The sequence below is a fragment of the Rhizobium sp. AN73 genome, from assembly GCF_030757975.1.
Lineage (GTDB): Bacteria > Pseudomonadota > Alphaproteobacteria > Rhizobiales > Rhizobiaceae > Agrobacterium > Agrobacterium arsenijevicii.
Genome location: NZ_JARWME010000002.1, coordinates 409,357 through 431,534 on the forward strand (window position 1 = coordinate 409,357; position 22,178 = coordinate 431,534).

Sequence of the window (22,178 nt, forward strand, 5' to 3'; positions counted from 1 at the left end):
TTACCCGCGACGCAACCCGTCATAGATTGCGCCGAGGCTTGTCGCCTCTTTTTCCAGCGGAAATGCCTTGCGCACATGCGCAAGTCCGGCACGGGCGTGGTCTTTGGCGAGAGCCGGATCGGCAAGATAGGGCTTTATCGCATCCCGCAGGGATGTGTAGTCACCGGCCTCAACGACCATGCCGGTCTCGCCCTTGATGATCATTTCCTCATAGGCGCCGGCATTGCTGGCAACGACAGCCGTGTCAGACGCCATGGCTTCCAGTGGTGTCAGGCCGAAACCCTCGTTGCGCGACGGCGCGACATAGAGCGTCAGCCGCCGGTACCAGGGCTTGATGTCATCGACTTCACCCTGAAACACGATCCGGTCCGAAAGACCGGCGGCTGTCACATCAGCCATGAGCTTGTCGGCGAAGGCCTTGTGCTCCGCCGTCACGCGGCCGGAAACGACAGCCGTCCATTCAGGGTAGGCTGGCAGAAGTTCGATCATGGCGCGCACGAAGAGGTCGGTGCCCTTCTGGTGACGCACCCGCCCGAAGCAGCCGATCAGATATTGCCCCGGCAACCCGGTCGAGGCGATCGTGTCCTCGGGACCGTTTCCAGGATGGAACAGATCAGTATCGACGCCATGCATGACGACGCTGTGGGGAACTTGCAGAAACGAGCCGGAGCGGCCGTTTGTCGCGACAACCGCATCCATCTTCGAAATCAGAAAGCGGGTATAGGCGGAATGCCGCCTCTGCGCTGCCGAAGTAAACAGCAGTTTGACCTTCATGCGCAGCACGTCGCGCATGAGAATGCCCGGCAACATTTCGAGATTGCGGCGGGCGTGCCAGATGCGGGGGCCACTGAGCGGGCCGTCTTGCCAGAGCTGCCACAGATCACGGAAGCGCACATGCGGCAGGTGCTGCGGCAGGCCCGGCCCGATGACCGCCACCTTCTGACCCAGCCGGTTCTGCACCGGAATAAGCTGAACGATGGTGGAGGTGACGCCGGAAAGCCTGCGCTTGAAGTTCGGCGCAAGCACCTGCACATCTTTCAGACTGGCGTGGGGCAAGATGGGCTTCCGTCTTTGCGGCTAAGGCAGGGTGTTCAGTTCAACACGTCAGAAAGTAATGCGCCCGTTGGGGCGCATTACATTAAAAGGACGATCAGCCCCACTGTACGGCGAGAATCTCGTAACCCTTGGCACCGCCCGGTGCGTTGACTTCGATGCTGTCGCCGACTTCCTTGCCGATGAGGGCGCGGGCGATGGGCGAGGAAATGGAAATACGGCCAGCCTTCACGTCGGCTTCCTGGTCGCCAACGATCTGGTAGGTTCTTTCCTCGTCGCTATCTTCGTCGATCAGCTTGACGGTGGCGCCGAACTTGATCTTGGAACCGGACATCTTGGAAAGGTCGATGACTTCCGCGCGCGCGGTCAGGTCTTCGAGTTCGGTGATGCGGCCTTCATTGTGGCTCTGTGCTTCCTTGGCAGCGTGGTACTCGGCATTTTCCGAAAGGTCGCCATGGGCGCGCGCTTCCGCAATTGCCTCGATGATACGGGGACGCTCCTCCTGCTGGCGAAAGCGCAGCTCCTCCTGCAGCTTGATGAATCCACCGTGAGTCATCGGTACTTTTTCTACCATTTTTTTATCCTTCGCAGTCCTGTCGCTTTACTTGCAGACACAAAAAGAAACAGGTTCCGGAGGGGAACTCCGGAACCATGCCAAAATCATAACTGAGCCGACTATATCAGAAGACGACAGCGAAATGCCAGCAAATTTGAGGCTAGCATATTTCCGCATGAATTCATTGGCTTAACTGGCATGATTGACATTTTTCAAGTGGACATAGAGTGAACATTTCCGTGGGGAAACCAATCAGGGCAACGGTTGGCGATTTTTTCCGACGCGGCGAAATTCGATGTGTCGTGCCCCCTGCGAAATGACGTAACGCAACTCTCCGGCATCTGGCGGCATGGGCTCCACGGAGGGGTCTCACCTCTGCCCGACAGGCGGGAGAAAGGGGGCGGAAAAAGCGCACTTCGGAAAGAACAGGGATATTCACAATATTAGTCGGGTATCTTTTTTATGTGCATTTATGATCGTTTATTTATTTTTTTACTTAAAATAATAATTTACTATTTATCAAGTCGTGAAATTTATTGAAATTTTATACTTAATAACATAATTGAGTCGTTTGGAATTATCTATTGCGTGGACACGTTATGTTTGGCGAACTCGATCTTACAACAGTCATACTGATGCAAAAGTGTTCTTACATCGTTGGGCTGTTGAGTTTCATCTATCTGAAATTGACAAATCGCAGTTTGCCCGGCCCGGTTGCTCTGGCGATGGGCTTTGCAGCCATGGCAATCGGCTCCACGCTTGCGGGTTATGGCGAATGGGGAATGGTTTCGCCGGCCTTTTGGCAGTTCGGCAGCGTCATATTCGGTATTGCTGGTTATGCGCTGATCTGGCTCGGTCTGAAAAGCCTAAGCGATGGACGCGCGCCCGGCTGGCGCATTGTCTCCGTTATCTGTCTGATCGCGGTGTTGGCGATTGTCGTGGCGCAACACGTTGCTGACAACAATGCGTTTCGTGCGGCGCTGTTTAACGGCTGCGCGGCTCTGGCCTATATTGGGGGGCGGCCGTTCTTTTTGCCGGCTGGCGCAGGGAGCCGCTCCTGTCCCGATTGGCGCTTGCGGCCATCACGGGTATTTCCGGGCTGGTATCGCTGTTGGTGGTGAAAAGCATGCTTTTCCCCGGTTATGCCACCATCGATATCGTCGATGCGTTTTTCTTCATCATCACATTGAACTTTGCGATTGCCCTGTTCGTGATGATCCTGGTGGCGGAGCGTTCCGAGCGGAAATTGCTGTTTCTTGCCAACACCGATCCGCTGACGGGGGTCAAGAACCGTCGCTTCTTTTTCCAGGCCATGCCCGCCGTGCCTGATCCTGCCGATGCGGCGATGCTGCTCGATATCGATCACTTCAAGTCGATCAACGATCGCTTCGGCCACGCCGTCGGCGACACCGTTCTGCAGGAAGTGGCGAAACGAATCGGCGGCAGCATACGCGGCGGTGATGTGCTGGCGCGTTATGGCGGCGAGGAATTCATCATTTTCCTGCCGGGGGCGGGCCTTGAGAAAGCTGGTATGATCGGCGAGCGCATTCGCGATGCGGTGTCGGTAACCGAGGTCGATTGCGGCAGCTTGCGTGTCGGCGTGACGATTAGCATCGGCATCGCGACCAGCGGCGACATGCGCTGCGACCTCCAGGCATTGGCGGAAATGGCGGATCGCGCCCTTTACCGCGCCAAGACGGAAGGCCGCAATTGCGTGCGTGAGGCGCTGGCCGCTTAAGATTCCCCGACTTTCGCGAGGTAAAACAAAACGCCACGGGCATGGTGACCCGCGGCGTTTTTATTATCTTCAGTGCCGGAAAACTCTGAATGTTTCCCGCTTCGGCAGAGCTTACTGGAAGTAGCTCTGCAATGGCTTCACTTCCAGATTGCCGGCCTTCAGCGCCTTGATGGCAAGCGCAGCTGCTTCCGCACCGGCCATGGTGGTGTAATAGGGCACCTTCTGCATCAGCGTTGCGCGGCGCAGCGACTTCGAGTCTGAAATCGCCTTGTTGCTGTCGGTGGTGTTGATGACGAGCTGGACCTGACGGTTACGGATGGCGTCTTCGATATGCGGACGGCCTTCCTGCACCTTGTTGATCTTCTCGGCATTGATGCCCTGTTCAGCGAGGAAACGCTGGGTGCCGCCGGTTGCCAGGACCCTGAAGCCGCTCTCGACCAGAATACGGATGGCGGGCAATACGCGGTCCTTGTCGTCGTCGCGCACGGAGACGAAAACGGTGCCGGAACGCGGCAGGTCAACGCCCGCGCCGAGCTGGCTCTTGGCGAAGGCCAGCGCGAAGTCCGTGTCGAGGCCGATGACTTCGCCGGTCGAGCGCATTTCCGGTCCGAGCAGGATGTCGACGCCCGGGAAGCGCGCGAAGGGGAACACGGCTTCCTTGACGGCGATGTGCTTCAGATTGCGCGGATCGGGCTTCTCGCCATAAGCGGCAATTGCCGCATCGAGCTTCTCACCGGCCATGACGCGGGCGGCGATCTTGGCGATCGGCGCGCCGATGGTCTTGGCGACGAAAGGCACGGTACGCGAAGCGCGCGGATTGACTTCAAGAACGTAGATCGTGCCGTCCTTGATGGCATATTGAACGTTCATCAGGCCGCCGACATTGAGCGCCTTGGCAAGAGCCGTCGTCTGGCGTTCCAGTTCGTCGAGCGTTTCCTTGCTCAGCGAACGCGAAGGCAGCGAGCAGGCCGAGTCGCCCGAGTGGATACCGGCTTCTTCGATGTGTTCCATGATGCCGGAGACGAAGACGCTTTCGCCGTCGCACAGCGCGTCGACGTCGACTTCGACGGCGTTGGTCAGGTAGCTGTCGAACAGCAGCGGGTTCTTGCCGAGCAGAGTGTTGATCTGGCCGGTCTTGTCGTTCGGGTAACGCTGCTTGATGTCCTCAGGTACGAGGCCCGGAACCGTGTCGAGCAGATAGGTCTGGAGCTGGCCTTCCGAGTGGATGATCTGCATGGCGCGGCCACCCAGAACGTAGGAAGGACGCACGACCAGCGGGAAGCCGATTTCGGAGGCGACGAGACGCGCCTGCTCAACCGAGTAGGCGATGCCGTTGTTCGGCTGGGCGAGATCGAGCTTCATCAGCAGCTTCTGGAAGCGGTCGCGGTCTTCAGCGAGGTCGATCATGTCAGGCGCGGTGCCGAGGATCGGGATACCGTTCTTTTCCAGCGCTTCGGCAAGCTTCAGCGGAGTCTGGCCACCGAACTGCACGATGACGCCGACCAGCTCGCCGCGTTCCTGCTCGGCGCGCATGATCTCGATCACGTCTTCGGCCGTCAGCGGCTCGAAATAGAGGCGATCGGAGGTGTCGTAGTCGGTTGAAACCGTTTCCGGGTTGCAGTTGATCATGATCGCTTCGAAGCCGGCATCCTTCAGCGCGAAGGCGGCATGGCAGCAGCAATAATCGAACTCGATGCCCTGGCCGATACGGTTCGGACCACCGCCGAGGATGACGACCTTCTTGCGGTCGGAAACCTGCGCTTCAGAGCGGGCAGCACCGACGAAGGGAATTTCGTAGGTCGAATACATATAGGCGGTAGGCGAAGCGAACTCGGCCGCGCAGGTATCGATGCGCTTGAAGACCGGGCGAACGTTGAGGCTGTTACGCAGCTCTGCCACTTCCTTCGGGCGCTTGCCCGTCAGAATTGCAAGGCGGGCGTCTGAAAAGCCCATGGCCTTCAGCATGCGCAGGTTTTCGGCGTCCTGTGGCAGGCCTTGCTCGCGGATACGGGCTTCCATATCCACGATGGCCTTGAACTGGGCGATAAACCAGGGGTCGATCTTCGAGTTTTCGTGAACTTCTTCCGCCGTCATGCCCATGCGCAGGGCCTGTGCGACCATGCGCAGGCGATCCGGCGTCGGCGTGCCGATGGCGGCGCGGATGGCGTTCTTGGAGCCTTCACCTTCCTCGAAGCCAGGAATTTCGATTTCATCAAGACCGGTGAGGCCGGTTTCCATGCCACGCAGCGCCTTCTGCAGAGATTCTGCGAAGGTGCGGCCGATGGCCATGACTTCACCGACCGATTTCATGGCGGTGGTGAGGATAGGCGAGGCGCCGGGGAACTTTTCGAAGGCGAAACGCGGGATCTTGGTGACGACGTAGTCGATGGACGGTTCGAACGAGGCAGGCGTTGCGCCGCCGGTGATGTCGTTTTCCAGTTCGTCCAGCGTATAACCGATGGCGAGCTTGGCGGCGATCTTGGCGATGGGGAAGCCAGTTGCCTTGGAGGCGAGAGCAGACGAGCGCGATACGCGCGGGTTCATTTCGATGACGACGAGACGGCCGTCTTTCGGGTTGACGGCGAACTGCACGTTCGAGCCGCCCGTCTCAACGCCGATCTCGCGCAGCACCGCGATCGAGGCGTTGCGCATGATCTGGTATTCCTTGTCGGTCAGCGTCAGCGCCGGCGCAACCGTGATCGAGTCGCCCGTGTGGACGCCCATCGGATCGATGTTTTCGATGGAGCAGATGATGATGCAATTGTCCGCGGTGTCGCGGACCACTTCCATCTCATATTCCTTCCAGCCGAGAACAGACTCTTCGACCAGCACTTCGGTGGTCGGCGAAGCGTCGAGGCCGCCGGAGACGATGTCGAAGAATTCCGAGCGGTTATAGGCAATGCCGCCGCCGGTGCCGCCGAGCGTGAAGGACGGGCGGATGATGGCGGGCAGACCGACATGGTCAATGGCCTGAGCGGCAATCGCAATAGCATGCGCCATGTAACGCTGCTTGCGGTCGGTCTCGCCGAGGTTCCACTGGTTTTCCAGATCGTCCAGCGCCTTGTCCAGCTCCGCGCCGGAAAGTTTCGCCTTGAGTTCGGCACGCGCGGCTTCGTGCTTCTTGCGATCGGCGTCCTTGATTTCGGTCGCATTGGCGAGCATGGACTTCGGCGTTTCGAGGCCGATGCGGGCCATGGCTTCGCGGAAGAGGGCGCGGTCTTCAGCCATGTCGATGGCTTCGGGCTTCGCGCCGATCATTTCCACATTGTAGCGGTCGAGAACGCCCATGCGCTTCAAGGAAAGCGCGGTGTTGAGCGCCGTCTGGCCGCCCATGGTCGGCAGCAGTGCGTCCGGACGCTCCTTGGCAATGATCTTGGCGACGACTTCCGGGGTGATCGGCTCGACGTAGGTTGCGTCGGCAAGGCCCGGATCGGTCATGATGGTGGCCGGGTTGGAGTTGACCAGGATGACCCGGTAACCCTCTTCCTTCAGCGCCTTGCAGGCCTGTGTGCCGGAATAATCGAATTCACATGCCTGACCGATGACGATCGGTCCCGCGCCAATGATGAGGATGGACTTGATATCTTGGCGCTTCGGCATGGCTCTCTCGTTCCGCGTTTTGGTTGCGCAAAACACCAGCCAGGGTGAAAGATCACCGGCCGGGGCGCGCAATTCAAAGTTTTCAGGCTAGAAGCGGCTTATAGGCAAATGTTTTTGAGAACGGAACCCCATAAATTCCGGAATCGACAGAAACTCTTAACGGGCAGGGGCATGTGCGGCGAAACGGGCCTGCACCGCCATATTATGAGAGCGGCTGACGGGGATTTCCGAACCGTCCCTTGTCATGACATGCAGACGGCCCGCCTGTTTACGCAATGAGACGACGTCGGCATCGGCAATCCAGTGGGAGCGATGCACCTGCAAGCCTTGCGTATCGCCGATTTCCTTCATCGCATCGGCAAAACGCAACAGAACCAGCTGACGCCCTCGCGTCGTCACCACCTCGGTATAATGATCCTGCACCGACAGTCGCAGCAATTCGCCGCGCTTTTGCGGCGGCAACCGCTCCAGCAGCGGCGCGGCGCTTTTCACCGCACGATCGGCATCTCCATTGGCGTCCGTAACAGCCTCCGCTGCCGTTTCGAGCGTTTGGCAGGCGGTGAGATAACTCAGCAGGCAAAAGATCGCACAGAGCGGCAGGGTGGACAGGCTGCTTTTCAGAAAGGAGGCGAAACTCATTTCCTTGCCGGAAAAGACCTGGTTCGTGATGGTAAGCAGCAGCCCGATCGGCAGGGCTGCCGTTAGAGAGCCGATCATCATGCGCGTCAGCATATTTTCGATGCTGCCAGCAAGCATGGTGTTGGCGAGGATGGAAAAGGATATGGCGATTGTCCAGGCACCGGCCTGAATGACTGTCCAGTAAAGCAGCCGGTCGGCGAAACTCATGGTTTCACTTGTTCCGAAAGGCCCGGTCACGATGAAGATCGCCAGCACGGCGAGAAATGTCAGCCACAGCCTGCGCGATTGCAGGGTGGCGTGCATTTCACGAAGCGTGGATTGCAAATAGGGGTGATCCACGAAGTTTTCCTGCGGTTGGCGCCAATCCGTTTTTCCTGCGCGCATGTTTTGCCGAAATTGCTGGCGATTTCAACCGAGCCGAAACAGCATCCATGTCATTACAGCCTTTGTTAGATGCACCGCTTGCCGTGCAGTTCCATGTCGCCACCGTCATTCCAGCAGCCGTTCTCGGCGCCTTCATTTTCCTGCGGCCCAAGGGGACAGCCATTCACCGGCTGCTCGGCAAGATCTGGGTGGCGCTGATGATCGGGACGTCCGTTTCGACTTTCTTCATCCATGAATTGAGGGTGTTTTACGGTTTCAGCCCCATCCATCTTTTGTCGCTTTTGACCATATATGGCTGTCTGCAATCGGTCTATTTCGCGCGCCGAGGCAATATCAAGCGCCATATGCGCATCATGCAAAGTGTTTATCTCGGCGGTATTGTGATTGCCGGTGGTTTCACCTTCGTTCCGGGGCGCATCATGCACGAGATTGCTTTCGGTGACGGTAACCCCGGTTTTGTGGTGCTTTTCGCCGGTGTTCTCGTATTTGCCCTGCTGTTTCTGACCGTTCTGCGGCAAAGGCGGCGAACTGCCTGAGCGAATGCGCTTTCTCCTCAAGCTTTCCTCCGGAACAAGATGTATTATAGTGCCGTTATAAGGTAGCTTGTTCAGGCTACGTTCGCGGGGAGAAAAGCATGGAATGGAGAGGGCGCCGCCAGTCGGACAATATCGAGGACCGGCGCGGCATGTCGGCGGGACCGGGGTCATCCGGTAACGATCCTTTTTCCCGTGGTGGAATGCGCGTGCCGATCGGGCGTCGCGGCGGTGGCATCGGCATCGGCGGTCTTCTGCTGATTCTCGCAATCAGCTGGGTGCTCGGCATCAACCCGTTGACGCTGCTTTCGGGCGGTGACATTTCACTGGATGGTGGCGGCACCACGCAGCAATCCGGTACCCAGCAGGCGGGCACGCGGCCGCAGGGACAATCGTCTGACGATACGACGGCTTTCGTCCGTACTGTGCTTGCCGAGACCGAAGATACCTGGAGCGGCATTTTCCAATCCGCCGGCCAGACCTATGAAAAACCGACGCTGGTGCTGTTTTCCGGGCAGGTATCGTCCGCCTGCGGTTACGCCTCGGCTGCCAGCGGCCCGTTCTATTGCCCCGGCGACCGCAAAGTCTATCTCGACACCAGTTTCTTCAATGAACTGGACAAGCGTTTCGGCGCGGCCGGCGATTTCGCGCAGGCTTATGTGATTGCGCATGAGGTGGGTCACCATATCCAGAACCTGACCGGCGTCCTGCCGGAGTTCAACCGCCGCCGCCAGTCCATGAGCCAGGTGGACGCCAACAAGATGTCGGTGCGTGTCGAACTTCAGGCGGATTGTTATGCCGGCATCTGGGGCAAGTTCACCGAACAGAAGGGCATTCTTGACGCCGGCGACCTGGAGGAAGCGTTGAACGCCGCCCACCAGATCGGCGACGATACCCTGCAGAAGCAGACCCAAGGTTACGTGGTGCCGGATAGTTTCAACCACGGCACCTCGGCGCAGCGCATGGAATGGTTCAAGCGCGGCTACCAGAACGGCCGTGTCGCGGATTGCGATACGTTTTCGGCGAATATCTGAGAATGAGACAGGCGAGGGGGCTTTAAAGGCCCCCTTTTTTATTTAGCGCATCAGCAGCGCCACGGCGTACATGCCGAGCGCGAAGACCGTATGGGCAACGAGGTTGAGAAGGCGGACCTTGGCGGGGTTCGGCGTCTTCGATGCCGCCCAGCCGATGCCAAGCCCAGGCTGCAACAGGAACCAACCAGCGCCGACGGTGACGATGCCGATGATCCATGGCTGAATGAAGGACGGGTTGGAAAACCAAGCGGCCGGGACCACCAGCGCCAGAAGGACGCCATAGGCAATGCCGACGGCATAATGCGAGACCCAGCCGAGCGCCAGTTCATGCTCGTAAGGCGCTGCCGTCGCGATACTGTCGTGAAATATCCTGCCCTTCGGCACATGCCAGAACCAGCGGCCGACCGGCGCCCAGTTCGGGGCGGATTGGCCGAAAAACCGGTGCAGCACAATCGCCCATATATCCATAAACACGGTGCCACCCACTCCCATGGCAATGCCGCGCCAAATCAAATCCAGCATAGATCCCTCCGCAAATCATGATCGATCAAGCTCTAGCGGATCGTGTCAGTGGCGTGAACAGGGTTTTTCGATTGCGAGGGGTGGATAAGAAAAATGGCCGGAGCGATCCGGCCATGAGAGAGACTGAAACCTCTACTCCGTCATCCTCGGGCTTGACCCGAGGATGACGTCGCGCGTGTAGAGACCTGGCCGATGCAGAGATGGCCGGGTCGCTCCGGCCAGCTCTGTCCTTGCTATCAAGCAGCACGCCCATATTCGGCCTGACGCCGTGTTGTCGTGGCAAGCTGGAATTGTGCGAGCAGCTCGTTGAGCGCTGCCGCTTCCGAGGCAAGGCCGTGGCTTGCCGCCGTCTGTTCCTCGACCATGGCGGCATTCTGCTGCGTGCCCTGATCGATGGTGTTGATGGCGGTGTTGATTTCCTGAAGGCCGGTCGACTGTTCGCGCGACGACGTCACGATGGCGTCGATATGGCGGTTGATCTCCTGCACTTCGCGGACGATGGTTTCCAGCGCCTTGCCGGCATTGCCGACGAGATCGACACCGGATTGCACCTGCGATGTCGAGGCATTGATCAGCGTCTTGATCGCTTTGGCCGCATTGGCGGAGCGCTGGGCCAGTTCACGCACTTCCTGCGCGACGACGGCAAAACCCTTGCCCGCTTCACCGGCGCGGGCGGCTTCGACACCGGCGTTGAGCGCCAGAAGGTTGGTCTGGAAAGCGATTTCGTCGATCACGCCGATGATGTTGCCGATCTCCGACGACGATTTTTCGATGCCTTCCATGGCGCGAACGGCATCTTCAACGATGACGCCCGACTGTTCGGCATTGTTGCGTGCGCGCTCCACCAGACGACCCACTTCCTCGGCACGGCGGGCGGAATCCTTGACCGTCGTGGTGATTTCCTCAAGTGCCGCCGCAGTCTCCTCCACGGAGGCGGCCTGTTGCTCGGTGCGCCGCGCCAGATCGTCGGCGGACTGGCGGATTTCTCCAGCACCGGCATCGATTGCCCGTGCATTCTGGCCAACGTTGCTCAAGGCGGCATTCAGCTTGGCGACGGAATTGTTGAAATCGTCGCGCAGGCGGTCGATGCGGGTCACGAATGGCGTGTCGATACGGTAATTGAGATCGCCGTTCGAAAGATGCGCCAATCCCTTGGCAAGCGAGATCGACCGCGAACTGGATATCCGCTGCGTCTTTCGCCACCAGTCTTTCGCGGTCGTTGCGCTCCTGTTCGGAAAGCGTGCGGTTCTGTTCGGCATCGCCTTCGAGACGCAGGCGTTCCATGGCGTTCGATCTGAAAACGGCAACTGCCGCCGCCATCGAACCGATCTGGTCGCGGCGTTCCTGGCCGGGAATGGCGACATCGAGATTACCGGCGGCCAGACCTTCCATGGCTGATGTCATCTGGGTGACGGGACGGACAATGAAGCGGGAAAGCACGGTTGCGAGCAGGCCGATCATGATTGCAGCGGCAAGGATCGTGGCGATGGTTGCCGCCAGCCGGAACTGGCCGATCGCACTGTAGGCGACGTCGGAATCAACGACGAAACCGAGATACCAGTCGACCGAGGGCAGGCCGGCAACCGGAATGAAGCTGGTGATCTTGCCCTTGCCGTCGATCTCGGTTTGCGAAATCGCAGAGGAAATCGCCGGCGTATTGACCTTGAAAAGATCGGTCAGCGGCTTGTCGACGAATTTCGCATCCGGATGGATGAGGATCTTGCCGTCCTTGCTGACGAGGAAAGCGTATCCGTCCGTGCCGGCATCCACCGCCTTGATCATCTCGACCAATGAAGCCAGCGAGAAGTCGCTACCCGTCACGCCGGCGAGCTTGCCGTTGATGGAAACGGGAATGGCGGCGGTGATGACGAGGCCGCCTGTCGATGCGTCGTTGTAAGGTTCTGTCAGCACCGGCTTGCCGGCCTTGACCGCGTCTTGATACCAGGGGCGCTTGCGCGGGTCATAACCTTCCGGCAGCGGCGTCTTAGGGAAAGTTGTGAAGCTGCCGCTTTCGGCATTGCCGAAATAGGTGGACATGAACTGTGCCGTCAGCACATCGTTTTGCAGGAACTGCACCTTGGCGTCGTCATCGGGAAGCTTGGCGAGTGTCTTCGCCACCGTATCGGTCAGCATGACACGGCCGTTCAGCCAGTTGGCGATGCTTTGTGCGGCCTGCTTGCCGGAGGAATCGATATTTTCCGCCACGGCTTCCGTCGTTACCCGGTGCTGAAGGCTGTCGATGTAGAAAGAAAAACCGGCAAAGGCCGCAACGACAAGTGAAGACGCCGCAAACAGAATGCGCGTCATGAGATTGGTTTTTTTGGGCAAGCTACACGTCCTTGAATCCGGGTGAGCCCATTCGGCTCATCTTGGAAAGTGGTGGGAAAGACATGCCTCAATGGCGGGAATATTCTGCGTCATGCAGCTTATGGTTTGAAAGAACTACGTGATATTCTAATGGGTAAAGTGAAATGGTAAACTTCGGCTAAATTTGTTTTTTGTCATGCCGTTTCAGCCGATGTGGCTCCAACATTGCCGTTCTGCGTAAATTTTGATCATTGATCCGCAAAGGTTGCGTGCAGGAAGGGAATATTTTATTCATCACCTGCTGCCGTTGCGCAATTCGCGGGCAACGGCCAAGATTCAGGTGAATTACAATGTCTTCGTCGGTTGTTGCAGGAACCGTTCCCTCCGGATCGGGGTCGTGGTTTTCGCATTTCAAGGCTACGCTTGCTCTCGGAATTCCACTCATCGGTGCGCAGCTCGCACAGCTTGGCATCCATACCACTGACATGGTCATCGTTGGCCAACTGGGGGCGGAAAAGCTGGCGGCCATGGTGCTGGCCGGGCAGTTCTTCTTTGTCGTCTTCATTTTCGGCTCGGGATTTTCCGTGGCCGTGGTGCCGATGGTGGCGCAGGCCTACGGGCAGGGGGATGCCACGGCTGCCCGCCGCTCGCTGCGCATGGGCATGTGGGTGGCGATTGCCTACTGGCTGCTCGCCCTGCCGATCTTCTTCAATGCGGAGCGCATTCTTGTCTATCTCGGGCAAAACCCCGATGTCGCAGCACTGACCGGCCACTATCTCGCCATTGCCAAGTTCGGCCTGTTGCCGGCGCTGCTTTTTTACGTGCTGCGCGGACTTGTCAGCGCCATCGGCCGTGCGGGCATCATTCTTTATGTCACCATCATCATGCTGGTGATGAACGGTATCATGGCCTATGCGCTGGTATTCGGTCATTTCGGTTTGCCGGTGATGGGCATGAACGGCGCGGCCGTCGTCGCCGTCATCGTCAACACCTTCAGCTTCATCTTTATCGTCGCTTATGTGCAGACGCGTGAGGAAACGAAGAAATATGAGCTGTTCGTGCGCTTCTGGCGGCCGGACTGGCATGCGCTCTTCGAAGTGCTGCGCCTCGGCCTGCCGATCAGCGTCACCATCCTTGCCGAAGTGACGCTGTTTGCCGCCGCCTCGATTCTGATGGGCCAGATCGGCACCGTGCAGCTGGCGGCGCACGGCATCGCATTACAGCTTGCGTCCATCGCCTTCATGATCCCGCTCGGTCTGTCGCAGGCCGCAACCGTTCGTGTGGGAATAGCGCGCGGTCAGGGCGATTTCAAAAACCTCATTCGCGCGTCCATCATGATTTACGCGATCGCCTGCGGCATTGCGATTTGCGGCGGCATCCTGTTTGCGGCTGTTCCGGAATTTCTGGCGAGCTGGTTCCTTGACGCAAAGTTGCCGGAAGCCACGGAAGTGCTTGCCTATGCCAGCAGCCTGGTGGTGATTGCCGGTATTTTCCAGCTGGTCGACGGCATTCAGGCTGTGACGGCAGGCTTGCTGCGCGGATTGAAGGATGCGCGCATCCCGGCGATGCTGGCGCTCATTTCCTATTGGCCGATCGGGCTGGCGCTCGCCTGGACCATGGCCTTTCCGCTCGGTTTTGGTGGGCGCGGAGTCTGGTTCGGCTTCGTAATCGGCCTTTCGACGGCGGCCGTCCTGCTGACCGTGCGGTTCGTCATTCTGGTGAAGCGCGAAATGCAAACGGCCCGCTAAAAGCGGGCCGTATCTTCTTTCCTGATTTTCCGAAGGTATCAGCGCTCGGCGAGCGCTGCCTCACCTTGTCTCTCGCGCAGCAGGTTGACGAAGCGGCGGAAGAGATAATGGCTGTCCTGCGGGCCGGGCGATGCTTCCGGGTGGTGCTGGACGGAGAAGACCGGCTTGCCGACGATGCGCAGGCCGCAATTGGTGCCGTCGAACAGCGACGTATGGGTTTCCTCGACGCCGTCAGGCAGCGACTTGGCGTCGACCGCAAAGCCGTGGTTCATCGACACGATTTCCACCTTGCCTGTCGTGAAGTCCTTGACCGGATGGTTGGCGCCGTGGTGGCCCTGATGCATCTTCTCGGTCTTGGCGCCGACGGCAAGGCCGAGCATCTGGTGGCCGAGGCAGATGCCGAAGATCGGCAGGTCGCTTGCGATGAGGTTCTGGATGACCGGCACGGCGTATTCGCCGGTAGCCGCCGGGTCTCCGGGACCGTTGGAGAGGAACACGCCATCCGGCTTCAGCGCCAGAATGTCTTCGGCTGAAGTCTGGGCCGGAACCACGGTCACCTTGCAATCGAGACCGGCGAAGAGGCGCAGGATGTTGCGCTTGACGCCGAAATCCACGCAAACGACATGATACTTGGCGTCAGCTTCGTTAAGCGTGCCATAACCCTCGTTCCATACCCAAGGCGTTTCCGTCCAGGTGGAGGATTGGCCGGATGTGGCTTCGATGGCGAGGTCGAGGCCGACGAGACCGCTCCATGCCTTTGCTTCCACCTTCAGCGCCTCGATGTCGAACACGCCGTTCGGGTCATGGGCGATGACAGCGTTCGGTGCGCCGTTTTCGCGGATCCATGCCGTCAGCGCGCGGGTGTCGATGCCGCAAAGGCCGATGACGCCACGGGCCTTCAGCCAGGCGTCCAGATGCTTGGCGGCGCGGAAGTTCGAAGGATCGGTGATGTCGGCCTTGAAGATGACGCCGACGGCGCCGCGACGGGCGGCGGGTGTCAGGTCTTCGATGTCTTCCTCATTGGTGCCGACGTTGCCGATGTGCGGGAAGGTGAAGGTGACGATCTGGCCGAGATAGGAAGGATCGGTCAGGATTTCTTCGTAACCGGTGAGCGCCGTGTTGAAGCAGACTTCGGCCTGTACCTTGCCGGTTGCGCCGATGCCTGTTCCCTCGATCACTGTGCCATCGGCAAGAACAAGCATTGCGGTCGGTTTGCGGGTAGTCCAGGGCGCTGTCTCGGTCATCTCGTTCCGTTTCTGCCGCTTCGCACCCCGCCTCTTGAAAGGCAGGGGGAGAGGGGCCATTTTTTGTGCAGGCTTCGTGACATAAAGGGACGCGCGAAAAACTCGCGTTCCGACCCTTCGTTAAAATCTCGTGCAGGTGCCGGAAAATAACGAAAGCTGCTTAAGCGGTCAACCGCAGGCTCAAGATTTACGCGGAATTAAACCTTCGCACATTCAAGGGCTTATGCATTTGATTTGCTTGAGCGGGTTTGCTCGGTTATGTCGTTTCGAAAAATAAGGTGGAAAGTTTCCGTGTTGATAAGCCTCGGAATGCGCTTTCCCAAGGAGAAGAAGAAATGATGCGCGACACGTTCGCTAATACTTTGAAAGACGCGCTGAAGGCTCGTGACGCCCGGCGTACATCAACCGTGCGTCTCATCCAGGCGGCCATCAAGGATCGCGATATCGCCAATCGCGGCGTGGGCAAGGACCCCGTCAGCGATGAAGATATCATGCAGATTCTGACCAAGATGGTGAAGCAGCGGGAAGAGTCTGCCAGCATCTATGAGGGTGCCAGCCGTCCCGAGCTTGCCGCGCAGGAGCGCGAGGAAATCGTCATCATCAAGGAATTCATGCCGGAAGAAATTCCGGCCGAGAAGGTGCGCGAATTGTGCCAGGCCGTCATCACCGAGACCGGCGCCTCCGGCCTGCGTGACATGGGCAAGTGCATGAATGCGCTCAAGGAACGCTATCCCGGCCAGATCGACTTCGCGAAAGCCTCCGGCGTCGTGAAGGATCTGCTGAAGTAGGTTTTCGTCAGTTCAGAAAAAGTAAAGGCAGGGTAGCCGTGGCTACCCTGCCTTTTTGCTGCCGACGAAGGCGCATTTCGGCGGATCAAAATGCGGTCACGCGCAGGCTTTTTTCGGGGGACGGGCCTGCGGGCGTCAGCAGCTTTATGGGAATGCTCAAGCGCTGCCTTTAAATATGTTTTATATCGCTGCGACGGGCGGCTCAAATTACAAAAACATAATTCTTTGTGATGTTGCGCTGCCATAAATTTGCCCGAAGCGGGCGGCAGTGGCGACGCAATTTTTAGCGCCATGGCCTGTGAATATCGGGTATTGCGGTTCTTAGGGTTTGGTGCTGAGGCCTTTCTGCGCTTATATGAAAGACTGGCCTCGAACAGGTAACCCATGCGCTTTTCCAATTCTTTTCTCGATGAGATACGCGACCGCGTGAACATCTCCGATGTGATCGGCCGACGTGTGTCCTGGGATAAGAAGAAGACCAATACGCCGCGGGGCGATTATTGGGCCTGCTGCCCGTTCCATGGCGAAAAAAGCCCAAGTTTCCATTGTGAGGACCGCAAGGGGCGATACCATTGTTTCGGTTGCGGCGTTTCCGGCGATCATTTCCGGTTTCTGACCGACCTTGAAGGCCTGAGTTTTCCCGAAGCCGTGCAGCAGATCGCCGACATGGCCGGCATCTCCATGCCGCAGCCCGATCCTCAGGCGGAAAAGCGCGAACGCGAGCGCACGTCCTTGCAGGACGTCATGGAAATGGCGACGCTGTTCTTTCAGGACCAGTTGCAGACGGCGCTTGGCGCGCGGGCGCGGGCCTATCTGCGCGATCGCGGGCTGACCGGGCGCACCATCGAAACGTTCAGGCTCGGTTTTGCGCCTGATAGCCGCAATGCGCTGAAGGAGCATCTGGCGAGCAAGGGTGTGGCGCGCGAACAGATGGAAGCCTGCGGGCTGGTGGTGCATGAAAACGTGCCGGTCTCCTATGACCGGTTCCGCGACCGCATCATGTTCCCGATCCTGTCGTCGCGCGAAAAGGTGATCGCTTTCGGCGGCCGCGCCATGGCGGCGGATGCGGTGGCCAAATATCTGAACTCCAACGAAACAGAGCTTTTTCACAAGGGCAACGTTCTCTACAATTTCGCCCGCGCGCGGCGTGCTTCGCAGGCTTCCAGCGGCACTGTCATCGCCGTCGAAGGTTATATGGATGTCATCGCGCTCTATCAGGCGGGTGTCGAAAATGCGGTGGCGCCGCTTGGTACGGCGCTGACCGAAAGCCAGCTTGATCTGTTGTGGAAAATGTCGCCGCAGCCGGTTCTCTGCTTTGATGGTGACGGTGCGGGCATTCGCGCCGCCAACCGCGCGGCCGATCTCGCTTTGCCACATATCAAGCCTGATCGTTCCGTCAGCTTTGCGCTTTTGCCTGACGGCAAGGACCCTGATGATCTCGTGCGGCTGGAGGGGCGTGCGCCGTTCGACCGGGTGCTGTCCGAGGCAAAGCCGCTGGCCGCGATGATTTGGAGCCGAGAGACCTCATCGGTTACATTCGACACGCCGGAGAAGCGTGCCCAGCTTGAAAGCCGCCTGCGGCAGATCGTTGCCGTGATCGGCGACGAGGCGGTACGGCGTTTTTACCAGCAGGATATGCGCGACAGGCTGAACGCCTTCTTCCAGCCGCGTTTTCAGCAGGGTGGATCGCAGGGCGGAAATTTCCGTCGTGATGGCGGGCAGGGGAACGGGAACGGTCGCGGGTTCCAGCGGAACGCTCCCGGACGGGGTGGGGCCATGGCCGCGCCGGCCAGCAATATTTCCGACCGGCTGGCGCAATCCGGTCTGGTCAGGGGCTATCAGACCAAACCGTCGCTCAGGGAAAGCGTTCTTGCGATCACCATCGTCAATCACCCCGAGCTGCTGCTCGAGGAATATGACGAGATTGCCGCGATCGATTACGAGAACCGCGATCTGCAACGCCTATGGTCGACGGTGCTGACTTTTGCGGCGGAAAGTGCGGCGGAGATATCGCGGGCAGGCTTGATCGAGCGACTGTCGCAGCAGGGTTTTGAGGTGCTGTTGAAAACCATGGACCAGCAGGTGCGCAATGCGCGCCTGTGGACGGCCACCGAACAGGCGGCGCTGGAAGATGCGCGTGAGGGCTATGTGCAGGCGCTTTCCCTGCATAAAAGGACGAAATCCCTGCTCTGGCAGAAACGCGAACTTGAGCGGGAAATCGGCGAGGCGACGGACAACGAGCGCGGCACACTTCTGGTGCGGGCGCTGGCCGAAGTTCAGCTGGAAATCGGCCGTATGGAAAATCAGGAAGCGATCATCGACGGTTTCGGGGTCATGTCCGGACGTGTGAAGGGGCCGGCCGTCGGTCACGGCTAAGGGCTGCGGCCAAGAATAGAAAGACGTGTGGGGTTGCCTTTTGCTGCAAGCGTCCTAAATAGGGGGTAGTCTGGTGATAACTCGCAAAATGCGGCCTTTTTTAAGAGTTTCCGTGGCTGTCTCGCCCTCAAAGGCTTGACGGGGCGGGAAATAGCGGGAATCACCATTTCAGGAATAGTAAGGTGGAATGAGCCTTGGCGGATAGAAATTGCATGAGCAAGCATTTCCGGGTGCACTGTCTTTGCATTCTGCCTGAGGCTGCCGTGGTTAATCGGCAATTAAAGATCACTCCGTTAGGTGTCTGACAGTGATTCGCTGTTATCAGCCGGATGCTCGCAAGGCGGACGGCGATGCGGCGGAACAGGTGTTAGCGTCAGGGAAAGCGACGAGATAGATGGCAACCAAAGTCAAAGAAAACGAAGAAGCAGAAAACGAACGCGACGGTGCGACGGACGGTCCGCTTCTCGATCTTTCGGATGACGCGGTCAAAAAGATGATCAAGGCCGCCAAGAAGCGCGGCTATGTGACGATGGACGAGTTGAATTCCGTCCTGCCGTCCGAAGAAGTGACGTCCGAGCAGATCGAAGACACGATGGCGATGTTGTCCGATATGGGCATCAACGTTATCGAGGACGAGGATGCCGAGGAAGCGCCGAGCGAAGCCGAAAGCGACGATTCCGATAACGAAGAGTCCGAAGGCGGCGAACTGGCACCTTCCGGCGGCACCGCACTTGCGACCGCAAAGAAGAAAGAACCGACCGACCGCACCGACGATCCCGTGCGCATGTATCTGCGCGAAATGGGTTCCGTGGAGCTTCTGTCGCGCGAAGGCGAAATCGCCATCGCCAAGCGTATCGAGGCCGGCCGCGAAACGATGATTTCGGGCCTTTGCGAAAGCCCGTTGACGTTCCAGGCGCTGATCATCTGGCGCGACGAACTGAACGAAGGCACGACGCTTCTGCGCGAGATCATCGATCTCGAAACCACCTATTCCGGCCCGGAAGCTAAGGCTGCCCCCCAGTTCCAGAGCCCGGAAAAGATCGAAGCGGACCGCAAGGCCGCCGAAGAGAAGGAAAAGACCCGCAGGCTGCGTGCGCCGACGGGTGACGAGGATGTGACTGACGTGGGCGGCGATGGCCTTCCGCCGGAAGAGGAAGAAGAGGACGACGACGAGTCCAACCTTTCGCTTGCCGCGATGGAAGCCGAACTGCGCCCGCAGGTCATGGAAACGCTCGACACCATTGCCGACACCTACAAGAAGCTGCGCAAGCTTCAGGACCAGCAGGTCGAGGCTCGCCTTGCCTGCACGGGAACCCTGTCTTCCGGTCAGGAGCGCCGCTACAAGGATCTCAAGGACCAGTTGATCACGGCTGTGAAGTCGCTGTCGCTGAACCAGAACCGTGTCGACAGCCTCGTTGAGCAGCTCTACGACATTTCCAAGCGTCTGATGCAGAACGAAGGCCGGCTGCTGCGCCTTGCGGAATCCTATGGCGTCAAGCGTGATAGCTTCCTCGAGCAGTACCACGGTGCCGAACTCGATCCGAACTGGATGAAGTCGATTGCCAATCTGGCCGCCCGCGGCTGGAAGGAATTCGCACGCGAGGAAAGCAACACGATCCGCGAAATCCGTCAGGAGATCCAGAATCTCTCGACGGAAACGGGTATTTCCATCGCGGAATTCCGCCGTATCGTTTCCATGGTGCAGAAGGGCGAGCGCGAAGCGCGTATCGCCAAGAAGGAAATGGTCGAGGCCAACCTGCGTCTCGTGATCTCCATCGCCAAGAAATACACCAATCGCGGTTTGCAGTTCCTCGATCTCATTCAGGAAGGCAATATCGGCCTGATGAAGGCGGTGGACAAGTTCGAATATCGCCGTGGTTACAAGTTCTCGACCTATGCGACCTGGTGGATCAGGCAGGCGATCACCCGTTCGATCGCCGACCAGGCACGCACGATCCGTATTCCGGTTCACATGATCGAGACGATCAACAAGATCGTTCGCACCTCGCGCCAGATGCTGCACGAGATCGGCCGCGAGCCGACCCCGGAAGAGCTGGCCGAAAAGCTGGCCATGCCGCTTGAAAAGGTGCGCAAGGTTCTGAAAATCGCCAAGGAGCCGATTTCGCTCGAAACCCCTGTGGGTGACGAAGAAGATTCGCATCTTGGTGACTTCATCGAGGACAAGAACGCGCTGCTGCCGATCGACGCCGCCATTCAGGCCAACCTGCGCGAAACGACCACCCGCGTATTGGCCTCGCTGACGCCGCGTGAAGAACGTGTTCTGCGCATGCGTTTCGGCATCGGCATGAACACCGACCATACGCTGGAAGAAGTAGGCCAGCAGTTCTCGGTCACGCGCGAACGTATTCGTCAGATCGAGGCGAAGGCGCTGCGCAAGCTGAAGCATCCGAGCCGCTCCAGGAAACTGCGAAGCTTCCTCGACAGCTAAGCCTTCAGCTTCCTTTAAAATTGAACCCGGTCAGTCACCTCTGGCCGGGTTTTTTGTTTCACGCACTGGCGATCTCTGCGACAAGCCTTATGTGTGAAAACAAAGCATTCCGCCTTTACTGGAAATGCTCAGGTTCGATGACATGCAACAGGTTTCGGCAAGCAGATGGCGTGGGAAGGGATGGGCAGTGCCCGTCTCCGTGCTGCTGCATCTGGCCGTTGTCGCGATCTTCCTTTTCGAACTGCCCGAACGCATAGCCGAGCCACAGGAGCCGGAAAGCATCAGCGTCGATCTGGTGCCGCCACCCGAGGAGAAAAAGGCGGAAGAGCAGAAGCCGCCCGCTGCCGAACAGGCGAAGGAAGAAAAGCCGCAACCTCCACCGCCGCCGCCCGCTCCACCGGCAGAAGAAGCAAAACCTTCACCGCCCATGCAGGCGACGTTGCCGGCCATCGCCATGAGGCCGGAGGAGACGCAGGCGGACCCGGAGGACAAGCCGGGGAAGGTGGAGGAGGCAGAAAAGACCGAGCCATCCAAGGAGCCTGAAAGCCAGCCTGAAAAGACGGTTGAGGACAAACCCGCGCCAGCTGCCGCCAATAGCGATCTCAAGGCCTCCGCCGAGCAGGGGGAAATTGCGGTCTCACCCGTCAAGCAAGAGGTCGAGCCCGAAAAGGCGCCGGTGCCGCAAGTGAAACCGGCTGAGGAAAAACCTGCGGAAGAGGCAAAGGAGAAGCCAGCGAAGCTTCCGGCTGCTAAAAATCTGTTGTCCTCAACGGTTCTTTCGCCGGCGCAGAGACGCCAGATGTTTGGTGATTTGCCGCCACGTCGTCGCATCGTTCAGCTTTGCAGCACGGAAGCCCTGGCGCAAATTCAGGGCGCGGGCTTTGCCGCCCGTGGCATGATACCCTATTCGGATACCGGCGGCAGGATTTCCGGGAACTCGATCGACGCTTCCGGCGGCGCATTCAACACCGGCGATAGCTGGCACGATGTGTCGTTTCAGTGCGAGGTCGATCTGGAAAATTACACCGTCACGGAGTTCCGTTTTAAAATCGGGAATGCCATATCGCCGGAAGAGGCAAAAAAGCGGGGCTTCACGCGATTTCAGTGAGGGATTGGTGTCGCCGATGGAGGCTTTCACTTCTCCGTCGTCATCCTCGGGCTTGACCCGAGGATCCATTCCGGCTGCTGTGGATCCTCGGGTCAAGCC

13 protein-coding genes and 2 pseudogenes are annotated in these 22,178 nt (G+C 58.8%); 8 read left to right on the top strand and 7 right to left on the bottom strand.

What is annotated here, in order from left to right:
• Positions 1-1,056, bottom strand: a complete 1,056-nt coding sequence (locus RBH10_RS11860) for a glycosyltransferase family 4 protein (protein ID WP_281037069.1) — start codon at positions 1,054-1,056, stop codon at positions 1-3.
• 94 nt (positions 1,057-1,150) lie between these two features.
• Positions 1,151-1,627 carry a transcription elongation factor GreA gene (gene greA / locus RBH10_RS11865; RefSeq protein ID WP_045016726.1) on the bottom strand — a complete coding sequence of 159 codons (477 nt, stop codon included), beginning with the start codon at positions 1,625-1,627 and terminating at the stop codon, positions 1,151-1,153.
• Between the two features lie 581 nt (positions 1,628-2,208).
• Here greA and RBH10_RS11870 point away from each other — a divergent pair.
• Positions 2,209-3,347 (top strand): annotated as a pseudogene (locus tag RBH10_RS11870) (GGDEF domain-containing protein).
• Positions 3,348-3,458: 111 nt separating this feature from the next.
• On the opposite strand, the gene carB reads toward RBH10_RS11870, so the two are convergent.
• Positions 3,459-6,947 (bottom strand): carbamoyl-phosphate synthase large subunit, encoded by a 3,489-nt coding sequence (carB, locus tag RBH10_RS11875; RefSeq protein ID WP_281037068.1) that lies wholly within the window; start codon positions 6,945-6,947, stop codon positions 3,459-3,461.
• Positions 6,948-7,103: 156 nt separating this feature from the next.
• Complete coding sequence (locus tag RBH10_RS11880; protein WP_281037067.1) at positions 7,104-7,970, bottom strand: LytTR family DNA-binding domain-containing protein; 867 nt, start codon at positions 7,968-7,970, stop codon at positions 7,104-7,106.
• A 47-nt stretch (positions 7,971-8,017) separates the two neighbouring features.
• On the opposite strand from RBH10_RS11880, the gene RBH10_RS11885 reads away from it, so the two are divergent.
• Complete coding sequence (locus tag RBH10_RS11885; protein ID WP_281037066.1) at positions 8,018-8,506, top strand: DUF2306 domain-containing protein; 489 nt, start codon at positions 8,018-8,020, stop codon at positions 8,504-8,506.
• Positions 8,507-8,604: 98 nt separating this feature from the next.
• Positions 8,605-9,537, top strand: coding sequence for a neutral zinc metallopeptidase (locus tag RBH10_RS11890; protein ID WP_281037065.1), 933 nt, complete (start codon positions 8,605-8,607; stop codon positions 9,535-9,537).
• A 42-nt stretch (positions 9,538-9,579) separates the two neighbouring features.
• Here RBH10_RS11890 and RBH10_RS11895 read toward each other — a convergent pair whose 3' ends face one another.
• Both RBH10_RS11895 and RBH10_RS11900 read right to left on the bottom strand, forming a co-directional pair.
• The gene (locus RBH10_RS11895) at positions 9,580-10,059 is read right to left on the bottom strand and encodes a DUF2938 domain-containing protein (RefSeq protein ID WP_281037064.1); all 480 of its coding nucleotides are present in this window, start codon (positions 10,057-10,059) and stop codon (positions 9,580-9,582) included.
• 236 nt (positions 10,060-10,295) lie between these two features.
• Positions 10,296-12,387: pseudogene (locus RBH10_RS11900) on the bottom strand (methyl-accepting chemotaxis protein).
• Between the two features lie 329 nt (positions 12,388-12,716).
• On the opposite strand from RBH10_RS11900, the gene RBH10_RS11905 reads away from it, so the two are divergent.
• Positions 12,717-14,114 carry an MATE family efflux transporter gene (locus RBH10_RS11905; RefSeq protein ID WP_045016741.1) on the top strand — a complete coding sequence of 466 codons (1,398 nt, stop codon included), beginning with the start codon at positions 12,717-12,719 and terminating at the stop codon, positions 14,112-14,114.
• Between the two features lie 38 nt (positions 14,115-14,152).
• Here the strand turns inward: RBH10_RS11905 and carA are convergent, their stop codons facing one another.
• The gene (carA, locus tag RBH10_RS11910) at positions 14,153-15,358 is read right to left on the bottom strand and encodes a glutamine-hydrolyzing carbamoyl-phosphate synthase small subunit (protein ID WP_281037062.1); all 1,206 of its coding nucleotides are present in this window, start codon (positions 15,356-15,358) and stop codon (positions 14,153-14,155) included.
• Positions 15,359-15,693: 335 nt separating this feature from the next.
• Between carA and RBH10_RS11915 the strand changes: the two genes are divergently transcribed.
• The 4 genes from RBH10_RS11915 (at position 15,694) to RBH10_RS11930 (ending at position 22,079) form a co-directional block, all read left to right on the top strand.
• Positions 15,694-16,146: a GatB/YqeY domain-containing protein gene (locus RBH10_RS11915; protein ID WP_045016745.1), complete on the top strand. Its 453-nt coding sequence runs from the start codon at positions 15,694-15,696 to the stop codon at positions 16,144-16,146.
• Between the two features lie 384 nt (positions 16,147-16,530).
• Positions 16,531-18,522 carry a DNA primase gene (gene dnaG / locus RBH10_RS11920; protein ID WP_281037061.1) on the top strand — a complete coding sequence of 664 codons (1,992 nt, stop codon included), beginning with the start codon at positions 16,531-16,533 and terminating at the stop codon, positions 18,520-18,522.
• 394 nt (positions 18,523-18,916) lie between these two features.
• Positions 18,917-20,971 (top strand): RNA polymerase sigma factor RpoD, encoded by a 2,055-nt coding sequence (gene rpoD, locus RBH10_RS11925; protein WP_045016748.1) that lies wholly within the window; start codon positions 18,917-18,919, stop codon positions 20,969-20,971.
• Positions 20,972-21,158: 187 nt separating this feature from the next.
• A complete protein-coding gene (locus RBH10_RS11930) occupies positions 21,159-22,079 on the top strand; it encodes a DUF930 domain-containing protein (protein ID WP_281037388.1) in 921 nt (306 codons plus the stop codon).
• Positions 22,080-22,178 lie beyond the last annotated feature (99 nt).

Bases quoted from the DNA above. Each gene is read 5' to 3' on its own strand.
- RBH10_RS11895 (WP_281037064.1), bottom strand. From the start codon at position 10,059: ATGCTGGATTTGATTTGGCGCGGCATTGCCATGGGAGTGGGTGGCACC.
- greA (WP_045016726.1), bottom strand. From the start codon at position 1,627: ATGGTAGAAAAAGTACCGATGACTCACGGTGGATTCATCAAGCTGCAG.
- RBH10_RS11890 (WP_281037065.1), top strand. From the start codon at position 8,605: ATGGAATGGAGAGGGCGCCGCCAGTCGGACAATATCGAGGACCGGCGC.
- RBH10_RS11885 (WP_281037066.1), top strand. From the start codon at position 8,018: ATGTCATTACAGCCTTTGTTAGATGCACCGCTTGCCGTGCAGTTCCAT.
- rpoD (WP_045016748.1), top strand. From the start codon at position 18,917: ATGGCAACCAAAGTCAAAGAAAACGAAGAAGCAGAAAACGAACGCGAC.
- RBH10_RS11880 (WP_281037067.1), bottom strand. From the start codon at position 7,970: ATGCGCGCAGGAAAAACGGATTGGCGCCAACCGCAGGAAAACTTCGTG.
- carB (WP_281037068.1), bottom strand. From the start codon at position 6,947: ATGCCGAAGCGCCAAGATATCAAGTCCATCCTCATCATTGGCGCGGGA.
- carA (WP_281037062.1), bottom strand. From the start codon at position 15,358: ATGACCGAGACAGCGCCCTGGACTACCCGCAAACCGACCGCAATGCTT.
- RBH10_RS11915 (WP_045016745.1), top strand. From the start codon at position 15,694: ATGATGCGCGACACGTTCGCTAATACTTTGAAAGACGCGCTGAAGGCT.
- dnaG (WP_281037061.1), top strand. From the start codon at position 16,531: ATGCGCTTTTCCAATTCTTTTCTCGATGAGATACGCGACCGCGTGAAC.
- RBH10_RS11905 (WP_045016741.1), top strand. From the start codon at position 12,717: ATGTCTTCGTCGGTTGTTGCAGGAACCGTTCCCTCCGGATCGGGGTCG.